The following is a 15,283-nucleotide window of genomic DNA, read 5'->3' on the forward strand; positions in this document are numbered from 1 at the left end:
TTTGGTCATTACCGGAAATCACCTCTTCGGTGGGGGAGTCCCAGTATTGCCAGGTCTTGATGGAAATGGCCAGAGGTGAGTACGATTTGGTCGACGGCAGCAGCGGTACGGACTCGGATGTGGTGGATGACCTTTCGCCGAGCGCGATTTCCGGGTTTCCGCCGCCGGGCTGGGGCCTGGCGGGCTGGTGACCGTCGAGGCCGCCGACGAGACGGACTCTCCCCGGCTCGAATTCGTGCCGGAGGCTTCGGGTCCGAAGGTCGAGAGCCGGCGCCTGTTCGCGCTTGGGGACAGCGACGAGCACCACGTGTACCCGGAAGCCGCTGGTCGTGACTGACCCGGAAAGGGCAACACCGGCGTATCTCACTCTTTGGAGTGGATTCTCGGTTACGAAGGGTCGTCCGGGCGGAAGGCGGTAACTCCGATGGTGGAATCCGCGACTGTCGAGGCGTGTCCCATTCGTGATCGGTCACGGCACGTGCCTGATCCCGGACGAAAGGTCGCCCGTGGGTGCTCATGGTCCGATGTCCTTGGCCGCCAGGAGAGAACTCGCCGGCCGTTGGCGGGTCCGGCCCGCCGCGCGCGATCGGTGGCTGCTGTTCGCCGTGGTCACCGTCGCCGTCGTGCCCGCCGACGACGGCGGGGGTGACCTGTGGGCGATGGGAGCCGTGTTCGCGCTCGTGGCTGCCTCGGTGCTCGCCTACCGGGCGCTGGTCCGCGCGGCGGCGAAGGTCGAAGCCGCGCTGGACGACGAACTCGACTCCCGGTGACCCTCCGCGGCTCGGCTTGGCGCGGGTTTCGTGGCGTCGAACCGGAAAGTGAGCCTTGCTGCGGGATGCGGGCGCCGCCGGCCGGCGGCGCCCGCACCGTCAGCGGCCGGCGGGGCCCAGCTGCAGGACGACGGCCGTCCAGGTCATGCCCACCCCGATGCCCAGCAGCAGCACGTGGTCGCCCGCGCTCGCTTCGCCCGTCCGGAGCAGGTGGTCGAGCGCCACGATCTGGTCGCTGGCCCCGAGGTGTCCCACCCGCAGGCCCAGCTCGGTCATCGTGCGGTGTTCAGGGACGCCGAGCGGGCGCAGGATCTGCGTCTGGACCAGGCGCCGGCCGTAGTGCGGGGCGCAGATCTTCGCGATGTCGGGCAGGTCGATCCCCGCTTCGGACAGGGCCGTCTTCACGACCGTCGTGACCCCGTCGGCGTTGCGGGTGTCGACGTGCGCCGGACCGCCGTGGCGGCCGAGCCACTGGCGCTTGCGGCGCCGGATGTCCAGCGACCGGTGGGCCGTGACGCTGGCCGTGCGGAACGGTTCGTCGCCGCGCTGCAGTCCCTCCAAGGACGGGTCGGTGAACGACGCGATCGAGCGGATCCGCGCCAGGCCGGGCCGGCGCGAGAGGACGACCGCGCTGCCCGCGTCGCCGTAGACGATGCCGGTGTCGGTGCTCCAGTGCGGGAAGCCCGGCGCGCCGAACCGGTCGCCGGCGGTGATGAGCGCGGCGTCGTGGTCCGGGCGGCCGCGCAGCACGCTCGCCGCGATGTCCAGGCCGGCCACCAGGCTGTTGCTCATCGCGCCGAGCTCGAGCGTGAGGCCGGGACCGGCGCCGAGGCCGAGCTGGTCGCGGACGTAGGACGCGGCGTGCCAGAAGTCGATGCCGGGGTGGTAGATCCCGGCGTGCAGGCACAGCGTCGGCCACGCGGCCCCGCCGGTCGTGAGTTCGCTCTGCCGCAAGGCTTCGCGGCCGGCGCGGACGGCCAGCTCCGGGCCCGGCAGCGTCGAGACGGCGGTGGACAGCTGGCCGGTGCGGTCGGCGTCGGCGGAGCTGAACTCCCCGGCCGCGAGCGGCACGGCGACCGGCGTCAGCGCGCCGACGTCGGTGCCGATTCCGGTGAGGTGCAGGTCATCCACGCGCATCGGGGGTCACCTCCGGAAGCACGGCTTCGATCTCCGAAAGCGTGTCGTCGAGGTGGAGCGGGGGAGCGGACACGCACCCGGCGGCGGCGAGCTCGGCGGCGACGGCTTCGGCGCTTCCCCCGGAGAACCGGTGGAAACCCGCGAAGCAGACCGGGCCGGAGCCAGGAACGGCGATGGCCAGGTGCGCCCAGCCGGTCTCGCGGTCCCAGCGGACGACCAGTCGGGTGGTCCGGGCGGCATGGGTTTCGCGCAGCACCTGTGTCAACGTCGTGGCGGTCAAGAAACTTCCTTTCGGCACGGCGGACAGCACGCACCTCGGGGGCGCGCGCTGCTGAGGGGGAAGGCGGGAACCGCGTCGTCGGGGCCCCTGGAGACGCTGTCAACCTATCGCGATGATCATGCGCGCCGAGTCACCCCCTGATACACAGAGTGATCGGCGAAGCTGGTAGAGAAGCCGGTTTCCGGAAAACAGCTCGGTTTTCGCCGAGGCCGGTCGTGAGATTCCTTCGGTTTGTGGTTACTCTTCGTGTAGCTGCTCGCCGGCTCGAGAGCCGGGGGTCGCGACGCGGAGGTGGTCTGCCTTCACCCGTTCGGGCTGGGGGTCAGCATCCGCGCCGCCAGTTCGGCGTACGACTCGCCGAGGGCTTCGGGGGAGTCCGCGCCGTCGAGGCGGTACCAGCGCACCAGATCGATGCCCAGCGACAGGATCGCGCGCACCGAGCGGTCGATGTCGGGCACGTCGAAGACGCCTTCGCGGACTCCGCGTTCCACGACCTCCTGCACCATCGCGGAAAAGCGTTGCCGGAGAACGAGAATCTCGTCGAGGTGCTCCGGCGAGAGCGCCGCCAGTTCGTACTGGCAGACCCGGGCCACGGTGTGGTGGCGCGCGTGCCACGACACGTGGGCCGCCGCCAGCCGCCGGAGGTGGCTCGGCGTGTCGCCGTCGTCGTGCTCGGCCGACAGGGCCGCCAACGCGCGCTCGTGACCCGTCCGGGCGATGCGGAACAGCACGGCTTCCTTCGACGGGAAGTGCACGTACAGCGAACCGGGGCTCAGGCCGACGACGGCGGTGATGTCGCGCGTGGTGGTCGCGTGGAAACCCTTGCGGGCGAAGCACTGCACGGCCGACGACAACAGCGCGCGGGCCACCGGGGAGGTGTCCGCTCCCCAGAACTCGGCGGGGACCGTCTCGGGGCCGAGGCTGGTCGTCAGCTCCATCGCGGCCGCCACCGGGTGCCTTCCGCCGCCGCGCTTCTTCTCCGGCATCGCTGCTCTCCCCTCCGCGGGTGACGACTCGGGCTTGACACCTCCCGGCCTCGCGGTCATGGTAACTGGGCGCTCAGTTAGCCGGCGTGGAAACGCCGCGGAACGGTCGACGATGATCGAGGACGGTCGCGATGGGACAGCCGAAAGTCGTGCTCGAAGGCTTCTCCTACCTCGAATGCCCGAGGTGGCACGACGGGCGGCTGTGGGTGTCGGACTTCTACACCGAGCGCGTCGTGGCGACCGACGGCCGCGGCGGCACCGAGGTCGTCGCCGAGGTCCCCGGCCAGCCTTCGGGCCTCGGGTTCCTGCCCGACGGGCGCCTGCTCGTCGTGTCCATGCGCGACCACCGCGTCCTCGTGCGCGATGAGCAGGGACGGCTCGAAGAGCACGCCGACCTGTCCGACGTGGTGTCCGGGGTGCTCAACGACATGGTCGTCGACGACCGCGGCCGCGCCTGGGTGGGCAACTTCGGCTTCGACCTCATGGGCGGCGCTCCCTTGCGCTACACCACGCTGACCCGCGTGGAGCCGGACGGGACCGTGGCCGTCGCCGCCGAAGACCTCGGCTTCCCCAACGGCATGGTGATCCTGCCCGGCGGGGTGCTGGTCGTCGCCGAGACCTTCGCCGGGCGGTTGACCGCCTTCGACATCGGCGAGGACGGCGAACTGAGCGGACGCCGCGTGTGGGCGCAGTTCGGGGAGACTCCCCAAACTGACGACGTCGAAGCGGCGGTTCAGCTTCTCCAAGTGGCGCCCGACGGCATCTGCGCCGACGCCGAAGGCGCGATCTGGGTGGCCGACGCCGTCCACAACCTCGTCCTGCGGGTCGAGGAGGGCGGCCGGGTCCTCGACGAGATCGACGCCGGCACCGGGGTGTTCGCCTGCATGCTCGGCGGCGACGACGGACGGACGCTGTTCCTCTGCGCGGCGCCGTCCTTCCCCGAACACGAACGCCGTCCCGTGCGCGAGGCGCAGCTCCTCGCGGTCGATGTCGAGGTCCCGCACGCCGGCCTGCCCTGACGAACGAAGGTCCCCCATGGACGTCTCCTGCGCCTTCCCGACCGCACTGTCCACTCCGGACGACATCGTCGTGGCCGAAGAGCTGGGCTTCAAGCGGGCGTGGGTCTACGACACCCCGCAGCAGAGCCCCGACGTGTGGATGACCCTCGCGCGGGCCGCCGAGCGGACCGACCGGATCGGCCTCGCCCCGGGCGTGCTGGTGCCCAGCCTGCGGCACCCGATGGTCAACGCCGCGGCGACCGCCACCCTCGCCGCGCTGGCGCCCGGGCGGGTCGCGGTCTCCTTCGGGACCGGCTTCACCGGCCGTCGCGCCATGGGCTACCGCGCGATCACCTGGTCCTACATGGAGGATTACATTCGCGCCTACCGCGGTCTCCTGCGCGGCGACGTCGTCGAATGGGAAGGGGCGCGGATGCGGATGCTGCACCCCGACGGGCACGCGCCCGCCCGGCCCGTCGACGTCCCCGTCCTCATCGGGGCGCTGGGGCCGAAGGGCCACCGGGTGGCCAAGGAGCTCGGCGACGGGCTGTACGTCACGCTGCAGCTGCCCGAGTTCATGAGCGAGTATTCGTGGGTGCCCTACCTCGTGTGGGGCACGGTGCTCGACGAAGGAGAACGCACCGACAGCGAGCACGCGCGCCTCGCCGCCGGGCCCGGCTGGGCGCTGGCCTACCACGGCGCCCACGAGTTCGGCGGCCCTTCCGCCGTGCGCGCGCTCCCGGGTGGCGCGGAGTGGCTGGACGTGGTGGAGCGGACGCCGCCGGAGCTGCGGCACCTCGCCGTCCACGCCGGTCACTGCGTGGAGCTGGGGGAGGCCGACCAGGCGGCGTGGCAGGCGGGCGGCCACGAGATGCTGCGGGAGGTGACGATGAGCGGCACGCCCGAACAGCTCCGGCAGCGGCTGGACGACATCGCCGCCCGCGGGGTCACCGAGATCGTGTTCCAGCCGTGCGGCCCGGACACCCGGGCCGAGCTCGGGCGGTTCCACGACGCCGTGACCGCCTGACTTTCCGCGGGGCCCGCGTCCGCGGTGGCCGATCGCGAGCGGTTAGGGTATCGGTATAACTATACCGACACTCTGGGACGCGAGGTACTCGTGATCGAACTGAAGACGCCTGCGGAGATCGACCGCATGCACGTGGCCGGGCGGTTCGTCGCGGAGGTGCTCTCCGAGGTCGGCCGGCTCGCCGACGTCGGCGTCAACCTCCTCGACCTGGAGCACCACACGCGCGGCATGATCAAGCGGCGCGGCGCGGAGTCGTGTTACTGGGACTACGCGCCCTCCTTCGGCAAGGGGCCGTTCCGCAACGTCATCTGCCTCTCGGTCAACGACGCCGTCCTGCACGGCCTGCCCCACGACTACGTCCTGCGCGACGGCGACGTGCTGACCGCGGACATCGCGGTCAGCATCGACGGCTGGGCGGCCGACTCGGCGCGCACGGTCATCGTCGGCACGGCCGCCGAAGAGGACCAGCGGATCATCCGCGCCACCGAGGAAGCGCTGGAGGCGGCGATCGAGGCGGCGCGCCCGGGCAACCGCCTGGGCGACATCTCCGCGGCGATCGGCGCGGTGGCCGCCGGCTACGGCTACCCGGTCAACACGGAGTTCGGCGGCCACGGCATCGGGCGCACCATGCACGAGGACCTCCACGTCCCCAACAAGGGCGCGCCGGGCCGCGGCATGAAGCTCCGGCCGGGGCTCACCCTCGCGCTCGAGCCGTGGTTCGCGCGCTCGACCGACCGGATCGTCTTCGATCCCGACGGCTGGACGATCCGTTCGGCGGATGGTTCGCGCACGGCCCATTCCGAGCACACGATCGCCGTCACCGAGGACGCGCCGTTGGTGCTCACGCGGCGCGAAGGGGAACTGGCGGGGTAGCGCCGGGCCCGTGGCGGTGTCCGGGCCGGTGGCCTTTCGCGCTCCCGTGTGGGTGTGCGTGGCGGGTCGTGGTTCGAGGTTGCGGCCGGGACTCACCACTCACCGGCGCGAGGCGGAACTGGCGGGGTAGCGCGGGTTGCTCCTGGCCGGGCTCGCCGCCGGGCGCCTTTCGCGCTCCCGCGTGGATGTGCGCGGCGGGCCGCGGCCTGAAGCTCCGGCCGGGACCCACCACTCACGCGGCGCGAAGGCGGCACTGGCGGGGTAGCGCCGGGCCCGTGCGGCGGTGTCCGGGCCGGTGGCCTTTCGCGCTCCCGTGTGGGTGTGCGTGGTGGGTCGTGGTTCGAGGTTGCGGCCGGGACTCACCACTCACCCGGCGCGACGCGGAGCTGGCGGGATAGCCGCGCCTCACCCGCGGACGACGGCGGGCGCGGGCTCGCGGGGCCGGGTCGGATCGGGGAGTCCGTAGCGGGCGTTGAGCACCTGCATGGCCGCGCCGGCGGCCACGACGTCCGTGCCCAGCGACGTCAGGGAGACCTCGACCGTGAGCCAGCCCGCGCCCGGCAGCTGGGTGCGTACGGCGTGTTCGACGGCTTCCCGGTAGAGCTCGCCGTGGGGGAGCAGGTCGGCGCCGCCGAGGACGACGTGGCCGAGGTCGAGGGTCTGGAGAAGGTTGACCACGCCGGTCGCGAGCACGGCGGCGGCCGCGGCGGGGTCGGCCGCCTGCTCGTGGACCGCTTCCAGGCAGCCGCGCCGGCCGCAAGCGCAGTGTGGCCCGTCGAGCTGGACGACGGCGTGGCCGAACTCGCTGGCGTTGGTGTGCGCTCCGCGGTGGGCGGCCCCGCCCAGCCACAGCCCGGCGCCGACTCCGGCGTCGACCACGACCAGGGCCGCGTCGCGGAAGGTGGTCCCGCGGCGCCAGGCTTCGGCCGTGACGCCGGCGGTGACGTCCTTGTCCACGAGCACGGGCAGGCCCAGGCGCTGCTCGGCGAGCCCGGCCAGCGGGACGTCGCGCCAGTGCCGCAGCCGGTGGGCGCCGCGGACGGTGCCGGTCGACTGGTCGAGCGGCCCGATCATGCCGATGCCGACGCCGGCGAGCCCGGGAGTGCTCAGGTCGTGCCCGGCGATCATCGTCGTGACGCCGGCCGCCAGCTCGCTCAGCAGCTCGTCCGGCGTGAAGTCGGCGGGCAGGGGCGTCGCGATCGACGCGAGGACGGTGCCGGCCAGGTCGGCGAGCACCAGGCGCAGCTCACGGCGGGTGACGTGCGCGCCGATCGCCCGGCGGCTGCCGGGGACGAGCCGGTAGACCGCGGCCGGCTTGCCGCGCGCCGGGCGCCGCACGCCGGCGGGTTCGAGAAGGCCTTCGTCGACCAGCCGGGCGAGCACCTTCGACACGGCCTGCGGGGTCAGCCCGGTGAGCTCGGCGACGGTGCCGCGTTCGAGCGTGGGCGCGGTCCGGGCCAGCGCGATCACCAGCGCTTCGTGGTAGTCCCGCAGGAAAGCCAGGTGCACGGCGTCACCCTACCGCCGGGATCTGGTATTAACGCAACAGCGTTGCTAAAGTCGCCGGAATGGACGACCTCTCCCGGCGGCGCCGATGGGCGGCCCTGCTGGCCCTGGCCCTCGGCTCGGTCGCGATCGGGCTGACCGAGTTCGTGCCGGCCGGGCTGCTGCCCGAGATCGCGCACAGCGTGCTCGGGAACACCGAACCGGATTCGGTCGCGCGGGCGGGGTGGATGATCACCGCGTACGCGCTGGGCGTGGTCGTGGGCGCGCCCGTGCTCGCCACGATCACCGCGCGGATGCGGCGCAAGCGGCTGGTGCTCGGGCTGCTGGTGCTGTTCGTGCTCGGCACCGTCGCTTCGGCGGTGGCGTCGAGTTACGGCCTGGTGCTGGTGGCCCGGTTCGCCGCGGGCCTGCCGCACGGCGCGTACTTCGGGGCCGCCGGCCTGCTGGCGGCGACGCTGATGGGGCCGGGCAGCGAGGGGCGCGGGTTCGCCGTGGTGCTGAGCGGGCTGGCCGTGGCCAACGTCGCGGGTGTCCCGCTGATCACCCGGCTCGGGCAGGCCGCCGGCTGGCGGACGGCGTACCTGCTGATCGCCGGGGTCTTCCTGCTCGCCCTGCTGGCGGTGGCGGTCACGGTGCCGGACGCGCCGGCGGCGGGCGGATCACCGGCCGACGAGCTGCGCGCGCTGCGCAGCCCGCAGGTGTGGCTCGTCGCGGCGACGGCGTCGATCGGGATCGCCGGGTTCTTCGCCGTCGACAGCTACCTGGCGCCGATCACCACCTCGGTCACCGGGCTGTCCCCGGGCGCGGTCCCGTGGGCCCTCGTCGCGGTCGGGCTCGGCATGACGGCCGGCAACTTCCTGGGCGGCTGGCAGGCCGACCGCGACCTCCGGCGCGCCATGGTGGTGGGCTTCGCCGCGGTGATCGCCGCGAACGTCTACTTCGGACTGACGGTGGGTTCGGCGTTCGGCCTGTTCACCGGCGCGTTCCTGATCGGCGGGACCATCCTGTTCCTGGGCCCGGTGCTGCAGGCCCGGCTGATCGCGGTGGCCCCGGGCGCCCAGCTGATGGGAGCGGCCCTGAACCAGTCGGCGTTCAACACGGCCAACAGCCTGGGCGCGGCGCTGGGCAGCGTGGTGATCGCGACGGGTCTGGGTTACCGCGCGACGGCGTGGGCCGGGGTGGCGGTGAGTGCGGTGGGGTTGGTGTTGGCGGTGGTCGGGTTCGCGGTGGATCGCCGTCGGGGTGCTCGGGTGGGTCAGCTCGTGCGCTGACTGGTGGCTCAGTGGGGCCCGTCGCGCAGGACGCCGCGTACGTGGTCGACCGAGAGCGATTCGGGGGCGAAGGCGGTCAGCAGCCAGGTCGCGCCCACCCGCGTGTACGGCGAACCGTCCTCGCCGGGCTCGAGCTCCGCGACGTAGTCGTACGGCCCGGTTCCGGTGCGCAGTGCCTCGACCTGCGCCACGGCCTCCGCGAAGCGGTCGGCCGAGTCGAGGTTCACCGGGAAGTAGCCGTCGAGGCGCGCGGCCCGGCGCATCGGGTTGATGTTGCCGGGGAAGCCCGCCGCCCAGACCGGGATCCGCCGCGCCGGTGTCGGCAGGAACCGGATGCCGGCCACCGTGTAGTGCTCGCTGTGGTGGTCCACGACCTCGCCGGACCAGGCGGTCGCCAGGATCTCCAGCGCCTCGTCGAGCATGCGGGCGCGCACCCGGTCGTCGCACTCCTCGCCGAACCGGGAGAACTCCTCGCCGAACCGGTCGCTGCCGAGGCCGACGCCGAGCGTGAGCCGGCCGCCGCCGAGGCAGTCGAGCGTCGCGGTCTCGCGGGCGAGCTTGGCGGGGCGGCGGCGGGTGATCGCGCTGACCATCGGCCCGAAGCGCACCGTCGACGTGGCGGTGGCGATCGCGGCCAGGGTGATCCAGGGGTCGGCTGCCGCGGCCACCGGCTCGCGCCAGCGGAGGTGGTCCCAGACGAAGACGCCGTCCCAGCCCGCTTCTTCGGCCTCGGCGGCGAGGCGGGCGACGAGCCCCGGGTCGGCCAGAGCGTCGAAGAGCGGGAGCCAGAGCGCGTGCTGGGGAGTCATGCCCGGCACGCTACCCAGGCGGGCGCCGTTACGACATCCGGTGGTGATTCGCGCACCGGAAAGCGAAAATCGCGGTTCCTCCGCCGTCAGGGCGATACTCGTGGTGCCGGAAAGCGCGATTCCCGTCGCTCTTGAGCGTGACGCTCTCCCGGCGTTTCCCGTCCTTCGGCCTATTCCCGCCATGATCTGCGTAGGCCGAATTCAGGCTCAGTAACCCGTTGAGCGCCTTGACACAGGGCGCTCCGGGTGACGTTCGCGGACCCTGCTAACGAATTCCTGCCCATTTCGTCTTCCCCAGGCAACCCCGTACCGAATCCGGCCGTCCGCCGGTGCTCGAAAGGGAAATCCATGTCACGAAGATCAGTTTTCGTCGCCCTCACCGCGGCCGCCGCGCTGCTGGCCCCGGCCGCGGTGGCGGCCGCGGCGCCGCCGGGCGTCGACCCGGCCACCGTCGACCTCACGCTCGCCGCCGGGCAGAGCACCACCGTCACCAAGCACGTCACCACCTCCGCCGTCCCGCCGAACCCCGACCTCGTCCTGCTCGCCGACACCACCGGCAGCATGGGCGGCGCCATCACCAACGTGCGCACCAACGCCAACGCCATCACCGGGGACGTGCTCGCCGCGCAGCCGACCGCGCAGTTCGGCGTCGCGGAGTACAAGGACTTCAGCGACTCCGTGCCGTTCAAGGTCAACCAGGCCATCACCGCGGACACCGGCGCGGTCCAGGCGGGCATCAACCAGTGGGCCGCGGGCGGCGGGGGCGACGGCCCCGAAGCCGACCTCAACGCCCTCTACGAACTGGCCACCGGCGCCGTCTCGTTCCGCCCGGACGGGACCCGCATCGTCGCGTGGTTCGGCGACGCGCCGTCGCACGACCCCAGCGGCGGCCACACCCTGGCCGACACGATCGCCGCGCTGAAGGCGGCGAACATCCGCGTCGTCGCGGTCAACGTCGGCGCGCTCGACGCCACCGGCCAGGCCACGGCCATCACCGAAGCCACCGGCGGCGTGCTGCTCAACAACGTGCCCTCGAACCAGGTGTCCCAGGCCATCCTGGACGGCATCAAGTCCATCGAGGTGACGGTGACCCCGCACGTCACCAGCTGCGACCCGCAGCTGACACTCACCAACGCCCCGGCGAGCGTCAAGGTGACCAGCGGTGACGTCGCGACGTTCACCGAGACGATCGCCGCCGCGGCCGACGCCGCTCCGGGCACCTACCACTGCTCGGTCGACTACCTGGTCGACGGCGTGTCTCGCGGCTTCGTCGAGACGACGACCGTGCGCGTGCTCGGCTTGGCCGTCAACGACGTGACGGTCACCGAAGGCTCCGGCGGCGCGCCGGTGCCGGCCACGTTCACCGTGTCCCTGCTCGGCGGGGCCGGCCCGAACCCGGTGACCGTGCACTACGCCACCGCGAACGGCAGCGCCACCGCACCGGCCGACTACGCCGCCGCCAGCGGCGACGTCACCTTCGCCCCCGGTGAGACCGCCAAACCGGTGACCGTGCTGGTCAACCCGGACACCGTCGACGAGCCGGACGAGACGTTCACCGTGAACCTCTCCGCCCCGGCCGGCGCCGGCCTGGTGGACCCGACGGGTATCGGCACGATCGTCGACGACGACCGCGACGGCGCCTTCTCCTGCACCGGCACCGCGGCGAACGTCCTCGGCATCACCGCCGCCGTGGCGAACCCGCAGAACCTGCCCTGCGCCGACGACAGCAAGACCGTCCTCGACGCGACGCTCAACGCCGGCCTGATCAAGGTGCAGACCCACGCGCTGACCTCGTCGACCGACCTGACCCCGGACAACCAGTCCGCGGCCCCGGCGGCCGGTGACCAGGCGCGGGCGTCGGCCAAGATCGACAAGACGGTGATCAGCACGATCGGGCTCACGATCGAGCTGGGCGTGATCCAGTCCCAGGCGGCGGCGACCTGCCAGCCGGCCACGGGCGGGCTCGCCCCGGTGCTGACGGGCAGCTCGAACGTCACCTCGCTGAAGATCAACGGCGTCTCGGTCACGGTCGGCTCGGCGCCGCTGACCATCCCGCTGGTCATCGGCTCGCTGAAGCTGAACGGCCAGACCGTCTCGGGCGGCGTCGTGAAGCAGCAGGCGGTGGCGCTGGACACGGCGTTGGCGAAGATCGTGCTGGCGGAGTCCCAGGCCGACGTGCACGGCAGTGCGGCGCACCCGGCGGGCAACCCCTGCCGGCGCTGATCCGGTGAACACCCGGGGCGGGCGGTTCGCCGCCCGCCCCGGCCACTGTTCGGCAGGGCTTTCCCCGCCGGCGCGGTTGCCCTCCGGTGCGTGGGTCGGCGACGATGGCGGCCGTGCCCGGCGACCAGTCGAAAGCCATCCCGCCGCTGGCGGGGGAGGATCACGTCTGCGCCGAGTGCGGACTTTCCTTTCCCGCACTCACGATCGAGACGGCCACCGCGATCATCGCGTCCCTGCCCGGCGCGGTGGACTCGGTGCTCGGGGACGCGCCCCCGCCGGACCTCCGGCGCCGCTCGCGGCCCGGACACTGGTCGGCGCTGGAGTACGTCTTCCACCTGCGCGACGTCTGCGTCACCTACACGGTCCGGGTGCACCGCGCCCGGACCGAGGACCGGCCCGTCCTCGAGCCGATGCTCAACGACCTGCGGGCACGGCGTTTCCGCTACAACGAACGCTCCCTCGACGGAGTGCGCGAGGAACTCGCGGCCGGCGCCGCCGGGCTCGGCGAAGAGATCGACCGACTGACCCCGCCGGACCTCGAACGCACGGTGACCCGCTTGCCGGGCGAGTACCGCACGGCCCGCTGGCTGGTGCGCCAGGCCGCCCACGAGGTCACGCATCACCTCGAAGACATCCGGCACTGCCTGGCCGAGGCCGCGGCACAAAAGCCTCGGCACGGTGCCGGTCGAAACCGGCACCGTGCCGAGGATCCCGCGTAACCCTCAGTCCGTGATGTGGTGCTCGCCGTCGATCAGCGACCACGGGCCGTGCTGGAGGTCCGCACCCAGGTACGTGTGGATCAGCAAACCCAGCGTGTCGCGGGCGTAGACCTCGACGGAGCCGGAGCTGGGGTTGTACACCGACGCCGGCTTGCCCACGATGTGCCAGTCGCCGTGGGTGCTCCAGGCACCCGACCGGCCGTCCGGGCCCAGGTAGGTGTGCGCGAGCGGGCCGTCGGTGTCGCGGGTGACCATCTCCACCGACGCCGTCAGCCCGTTGAAGGTGCCCTGGCCACCGGGGGTGGGCGCGAGGCTCGCACGGGCCGCTGACGGTGGTCGAAGGCGGGCACCCGGTCGTCGGCGACTGAGGCGCGCATCGGTGGGGCGCCGGGATTCCGGCGCCCCACCGCTCGCCTCGGACAGCGGTCATCGAGGCCCTGTCACGATCGGTGAACGCAGGGCCCGCACTTCCGGGACCGGGCCCTCGAAGCGTTCGACGTCCACGGCCGCGTGCTGGCCCGCGCAGCCCTGCGACAGCCGGGACGACGGCACGTCGGCGGTCAGGACGTTCGGGTTGCCGTGCGCGCACAGCGGGCCCGACGGGTGGTCCTCCACCGGGTCGAACCACGCGCCCGTGGGGAGCTGGACCACGCCGGGCCGGAGTGCGTTGTCGAGGACCGCGCCCGCCAGGCACGCGCCGCGGGTGTTGAACACCCGGACGACGTCGCCGGTCGCGATGCCGCGGGCCGCCGCGTCGGCCGGGTTGAGCCGGATGCGCTCGCGGCCGGCCACCTTGCCCGCGCGGCTCGTCCCACCGGCGTCGAGCTGGCTGTGCAGGCGGGTGTGCGGCTGGTTCGCGATCAGCCACAGCGGCCCGGACTCGCTCGGCGGCAGCCAGACCGGGTGGCCGGGGCAGTCCGGGTAGCCGAACCCCGCGACGGTCGCCGACGTGATCTCGATGCGGCCGCTCGGCGTGCGCAGGGGATGGGCGGCCGGGTCCGCGCGGAAGTCCGCGAACAGCGTGTGGTGTTCGCGGCCGGGCGGCAGCCGCAGTTCCCCGGCGGCCCAGAACTCCGCGAACGAAGGTGTGTCCCGCCAACCGTTGTAGAGGTGTTCGAGCCACTGCCGGGCCGTCCGGCCTTCGGTGAATTCCGCGGCGACGCCGAGACGCTCCGACAGTCCGGCGAAGATCGCGTAGTCGTCCCGCGCTCCGCCCGCGGGCGGAGCGATCCGGTGCATGGCGATCACGTGCGTGTCCCGGCGGCCGGAGCCGAGGTCCTCGCGCTCCAGCGCGGTCGTGGCGGGCAGCACGATGTCGGCGTGGCGGGCCGTCGCGGTCCAGTGGGGCTCGTGGACGACCACCGTGTCCGGCCGGGTGAACGCGCGGCGCAGGCGGTTGAGGTCCTGGTGGTGGTGGAACGGGTTGCCGCCCGCCCAGTACACGAGGCGGATGTCCGGGTAGCGGCGGACTTCGCCGTCGTAGTCGTACGTCTCGCCGGGGTGCAGCAGCAGATCGGCGATCCGCGCGACCGGGATGAACTCGCGCACCGGGTTCACGCCTTGCGGCAGGGACGGGATCTTCAGGTCTGGTCCGGTGTCGCCGACGTCGCCCATCGAGCCGTAGCCGTGGCCGAACCCACCGCCCGGCACGCCGATCTGCCCCAGCATCGCGGCCAGCGCGATGGCCGCCCACACCGGCTGTTCCCCGTGTTCGGTGCGCTGCAACGACCACGTGACGGTGATCAGCGTCCGGTGCGCCGCCATCTCGCGGGCCAGCGCGACGATGTCGGCGGCCGGGATGCCCGTGAGGCCGGCGGCCCAGGTCGCGTCCTTCGGGTCGTCGAGCAGGTACCGCTCGAACTCCGGGTAGCCGGTGCAGTAGCGCTCGAGGAACGCCCGGTCGTGCCGGCCTTCGACGACGAGCGTGTGGGCCAGCGCCAGCATCAGCGCGGTGTCGGTCGCGGGCCGGATCGGGTACCACCGGGTGTCCATTGTGGACGGGCCGTCGTCGCGCAGCGGGCTGACGAGCGCGACGCGGCCGCCGAACCGCGCCAGGTGCCCGGCGGTCCCGTGGACCGTGACGCCGCCGGGCGTGACGAAGACGTTCTTCTCCGGCACGCCGCCGAACGCGACGATCAGCTCGGTGTGCGCGGCGATCGTCGGCCAGGTGGACGCCCGCCGCAGCACCGCGTGCGTGTCGCCGACGACGTGTGGCAGCAGCACCGACGACGTCCCGTTGCTGTAGGTGTTGCGCGACGCCGTGAAGCCGCCGAGGGTGTTCAGGAACCGGTGCAGCTGGCTTTGGGCGTGGTGGAACCGGCCGGCGCTGGCCCAGCCGTAGGAGCCGCCGAAGATCGCCTGGTTCCCGTGCTCGGCCCGGACGCGGCCGAGCTCGCCGGCCAGCCGGTCGAGCACCTCGTCCCAGGGCACCTCGACGAACTCGTCGTGACCGCGCCGGGAGTCCGGGCCGGGGCCGTGCTCGAGCCAGCCGCGGCGGACCGCCGGCCGGGCCACCCGGGTGGGGTGGTCCAGCGCGGCGCCCAGGTTGCCCAGCAACGGCGACGGCGCCGGGTCCGCCGGATGCGGTTCGACGCGCAGCCGTCCTTCGGCGTCGACCTCGGCGGAGAAGGCGCCCCAGTGCGATGTGCTCGGCTTCATGCCCCGACGGTAACCGCGCCTTGCCG

At 72.8% G+C, this 15,283-nt stretch carries 15 protein-coding genes; 8 read left to right on the plus strand and 7 right to left on the minus strand.

What is annotated here, in order from left to right:
* The first annotated feature begins 187 nt into the window (after positions 1–187).
* The gene (locus tag ACZ4TR_RS31445; RefSeq protein ID WP_465291027.1) at positions 188–337 is read left to right on the plus strand and encodes a hypothetical protein; all 150 of its coding nucleotides are present in this window, start codon (positions 188–190) and stop codon (positions 335–337) included.
* A 187-nt stretch (positions 338–524) separates the two neighbouring features.
* Entirely contained in the window at positions 525–770 is a 246-nt protein-coding gene (locus ACZ4TR_RS31450; RefSeq protein ID WP_465291028.1) for a hypothetical protein, read from the plus strand.
* 99 nt (positions 771–869) lie between these two features.
* On the opposite strand, the gene ACZ4TR_RS31455 is transcribed toward ACZ4TR_RS31450, so the two are convergent.
* The 3 genes from ACZ4TR_RS31455 to ACZ4TR_RS31465 all read right to left on the minus strand — a co-directional run bounded on the left by ACZ4TR_RS31455 (position 870) and on the right by ACZ4TR_RS31465 (position 3,173).
* The gene (locus tag ACZ4TR_RS31455) at positions 870–1,907 is read right to left on the minus strand and encodes a ketoacyl-ACP synthase III family protein (RefSeq protein ID WP_465291030.1); all 1,038 of its coding nucleotides are present in this window, start codon (positions 1,905–1,907) and stop codon (positions 870–872) included.
* The gene (locus ACZ4TR_RS31460) at positions 1,894–2,187 is read right to left on the minus strand and encodes a hypothetical protein (protein WP_364518350.1); all 294 of its coding nucleotides are present in this window, start codon (positions 2,185–2,187) and stop codon (positions 1,894–1,896) included. Before ACZ4TR_RS31460 ends, ACZ4TR_RS31455 begins: the two co-directional genes overlap by 14 nt.
* Before the next feature lie 302 nt (positions 2,188–2,489).
* Positions 2,490–3,173 carry a TetR/AcrR family transcriptional regulator gene (locus tag ACZ4TR_RS31465; RefSeq protein ID WP_465291031.1) on the minus strand — a complete coding sequence of 228 codons (684 nt, stop codon included), beginning with the start codon at positions 3,171–3,173 and terminating at the stop codon, positions 2,490–2,492.
* 131 nt (positions 3,174–3,304) lie between these two features.
* Here ACZ4TR_RS31465 and ACZ4TR_RS31470 point away from each other — a divergent pair, with 131 nt between their 5' ends.
* The 3 genes from ACZ4TR_RS31470 to map all read left to right on the plus strand — a co-directional run bounded on the left by ACZ4TR_RS31470 (position 3,305) and on the right by map (position 6,071).
* Positions 3,305–4,192, plus strand: coding sequence for an SMP-30/gluconolactonase/LRE family protein (locus ACZ4TR_RS31470; protein WP_465291033.1), 888 nt, complete (start codon positions 3,305–3,307; stop codon positions 4,190–4,192).
* A 16-nt stretch (positions 4,193–4,208) separates the two neighbouring features.
* On the plus strand, positions 4,209–5,198 hold the full coding sequence (locus ACZ4TR_RS31475) for an LLM class flavin-dependent oxidoreductase (RefSeq protein WP_465291034.1): 990 nt from the start codon (positions 4,209–4,211) through the stop codon (positions 5,196–5,198).
* A gap of 90 nt (positions 5,199–5,288) precedes the next feature.
* Positions 5,289–6,071 carry a type I methionyl aminopeptidase gene (map, locus tag ACZ4TR_RS31480; RefSeq protein ID WP_465291036.1) on the plus strand — a complete coding sequence of 261 codons (783 nt, stop codon included), beginning with the start codon at positions 5,289–5,291 and terminating at the stop codon, positions 6,069–6,071.
* A 405-nt stretch (positions 6,072–6,476) separates the two neighbouring features.
* Here map and ACZ4TR_RS31485 read toward each other — a convergent pair whose 3' ends face one another.
* On the minus strand, positions 6,477–7,580 hold the full coding sequence (locus ACZ4TR_RS31485) for an ROK family transcriptional regulator (protein WP_465291038.1): 1,104 nt from the start codon (positions 7,578–7,580) through the stop codon (positions 6,477–6,479).
* 59 nt (positions 7,581–7,639) lie between these two features.
* On the opposite strand from ACZ4TR_RS31485, the gene ACZ4TR_RS31490 reads away from it, so the two are divergent.
* Entirely contained in the window at positions 7,640–8,848 is a 1,209-nt protein-coding gene (locus ACZ4TR_RS31490) for an MFS transporter (RefSeq protein ID WP_465291040.1), read from the plus strand.
* An 8-nt stretch (positions 8,849–8,856) separates the two neighbouring features.
* Here the strand turns inward: ACZ4TR_RS31490 and ACZ4TR_RS31495 are convergent, their stop codons facing one another.
* Complete coding sequence (locus tag ACZ4TR_RS31495) at positions 8,857–9,657, minus strand: LLM class flavin-dependent oxidoreductase (protein ID WP_465291042.1); 801 nt, start codon at positions 9,655–9,657, stop codon at positions 8,857–8,859.
* 348 nt (positions 9,658–10,005) lie between these two features.
* On the opposite strand from ACZ4TR_RS31495, the gene ACZ4TR_RS31500 reads away from it, so the two are divergent.
* Together ACZ4TR_RS31500 and ACZ4TR_RS31505 are read left to right on the plus strand one after the other, a co-directional pair.
* Positions 10,006–11,880, plus strand: coding sequence for a Calx-beta domain-containing protein (locus ACZ4TR_RS31500; RefSeq protein ID WP_465291043.1), 1,875 nt, complete (start codon positions 10,006–10,008; stop codon positions 11,878–11,880).
* Positions 11,881–11,984: 104 nt separating this feature from the next.
* Positions 11,985–12,599: a DinB family protein gene (locus ACZ4TR_RS31505; RefSeq protein WP_465291045.1), complete on the plus strand. Its 615-nt coding sequence runs from the start codon at positions 11,985–11,987 to the stop codon at positions 12,597–12,599.
* Positions 12,600–12,602: 3 nt separating this feature from the next.
* On the opposite strand, the gene ACZ4TR_RS31510 is transcribed toward ACZ4TR_RS31505, so the two are convergent.
* Together ACZ4TR_RS31510 and ACZ4TR_RS31515 are read right to left on the minus strand one after the other, a co-directional pair.
* A complete protein-coding gene (locus ACZ4TR_RS31510) occupies positions 12,603–12,860 on the minus strand; it encodes a hypothetical protein (RefSeq protein WP_465291046.1) in 258 nt (85 codons plus the stop codon).
* Positions 12,861–13,025: 165 nt separating this feature from the next.
* Entirely contained in the window at positions 13,026–15,257 is a 2,232-nt protein-coding gene (locus ACZ4TR_RS31515; RefSeq protein WP_465291048.1) for a molybdopterin-dependent oxidoreductase, read from the minus strand.
* Between the last annotated feature and the right edge of the window lie 26 nt (positions 15,258–15,283).

The sequence above is a fragment of the Amycolatopsis sp. NPDC028719 genome (assembly GCF_055565395.1).

Coding starts and splice junctions, on each gene's coding strand:
- ACZ4TR_RS31515 (WP_465291048.1), bottom strand. CDS start 15,257: ATGAAGCCGAGCACATCGCACTGGGGCGCCTTCTCCGCCGAGGTCGAC.
- ACZ4TR_RS31505 (WP_465291045.1), top strand. CDS start 11,985: ATGGCGGCCGTGCCCGGCGACCAGTCGAAAGCCATCCCGCCGCTGGCG.
- ACZ4TR_RS31475 (WP_465291034.1), top strand. CDS start 4,209: ATGGACGTCTCCTGCGCCTTCCCGACCGCACTGTCCACTCCGGACGAC.
- ACZ4TR_RS31465 (WP_465291031.1), bottom strand. CDS start 3,173: ATGCCGGAGAAGAAGCGCGGCGGCGGAAGGCACCCGGTGGCGGCCGCG.
- ACZ4TR_RS31455 (WP_465291030.1), bottom strand. CDS start 1,907: ATGCGCGTGGATGACCTGCACCTCACCGGAATCGGCACCGACGTCGGC.
- ACZ4TR_RS31495 (WP_465291042.1), bottom strand. CDS start 9,657: ATGACTCCCCAGCACGCGCTCTGGCTCCCGCTCTTCGACGCTCTGGCC.
- ACZ4TR_RS31470 (WP_465291033.1), top strand. CDS start 3,305: ATGGGACAGCCGAAAGTCGTGCTCGAAGGCTTCTCCTACCTCGAATGC.
- ACZ4TR_RS31450 (WP_465291028.1), top strand. CDS start 525: ATGTCCTTGGCCGCCAGGAGAGAACTCGCCGGCCGTTGGCGGGTCCGG.
- ACZ4TR_RS31500 (WP_465291043.1), top strand. CDS start 10,006: ATGTCACGAAGATCAGTTTTCGTCGCCCTCACCGCGGCCGCCGCGCTG.
- ACZ4TR_RS31490 (WP_465291040.1), top strand. CDS start 7,640: ATGGACGACCTCTCCCGGCGGCGCCGATGGGCGGCCCTGCTGGCCCTG.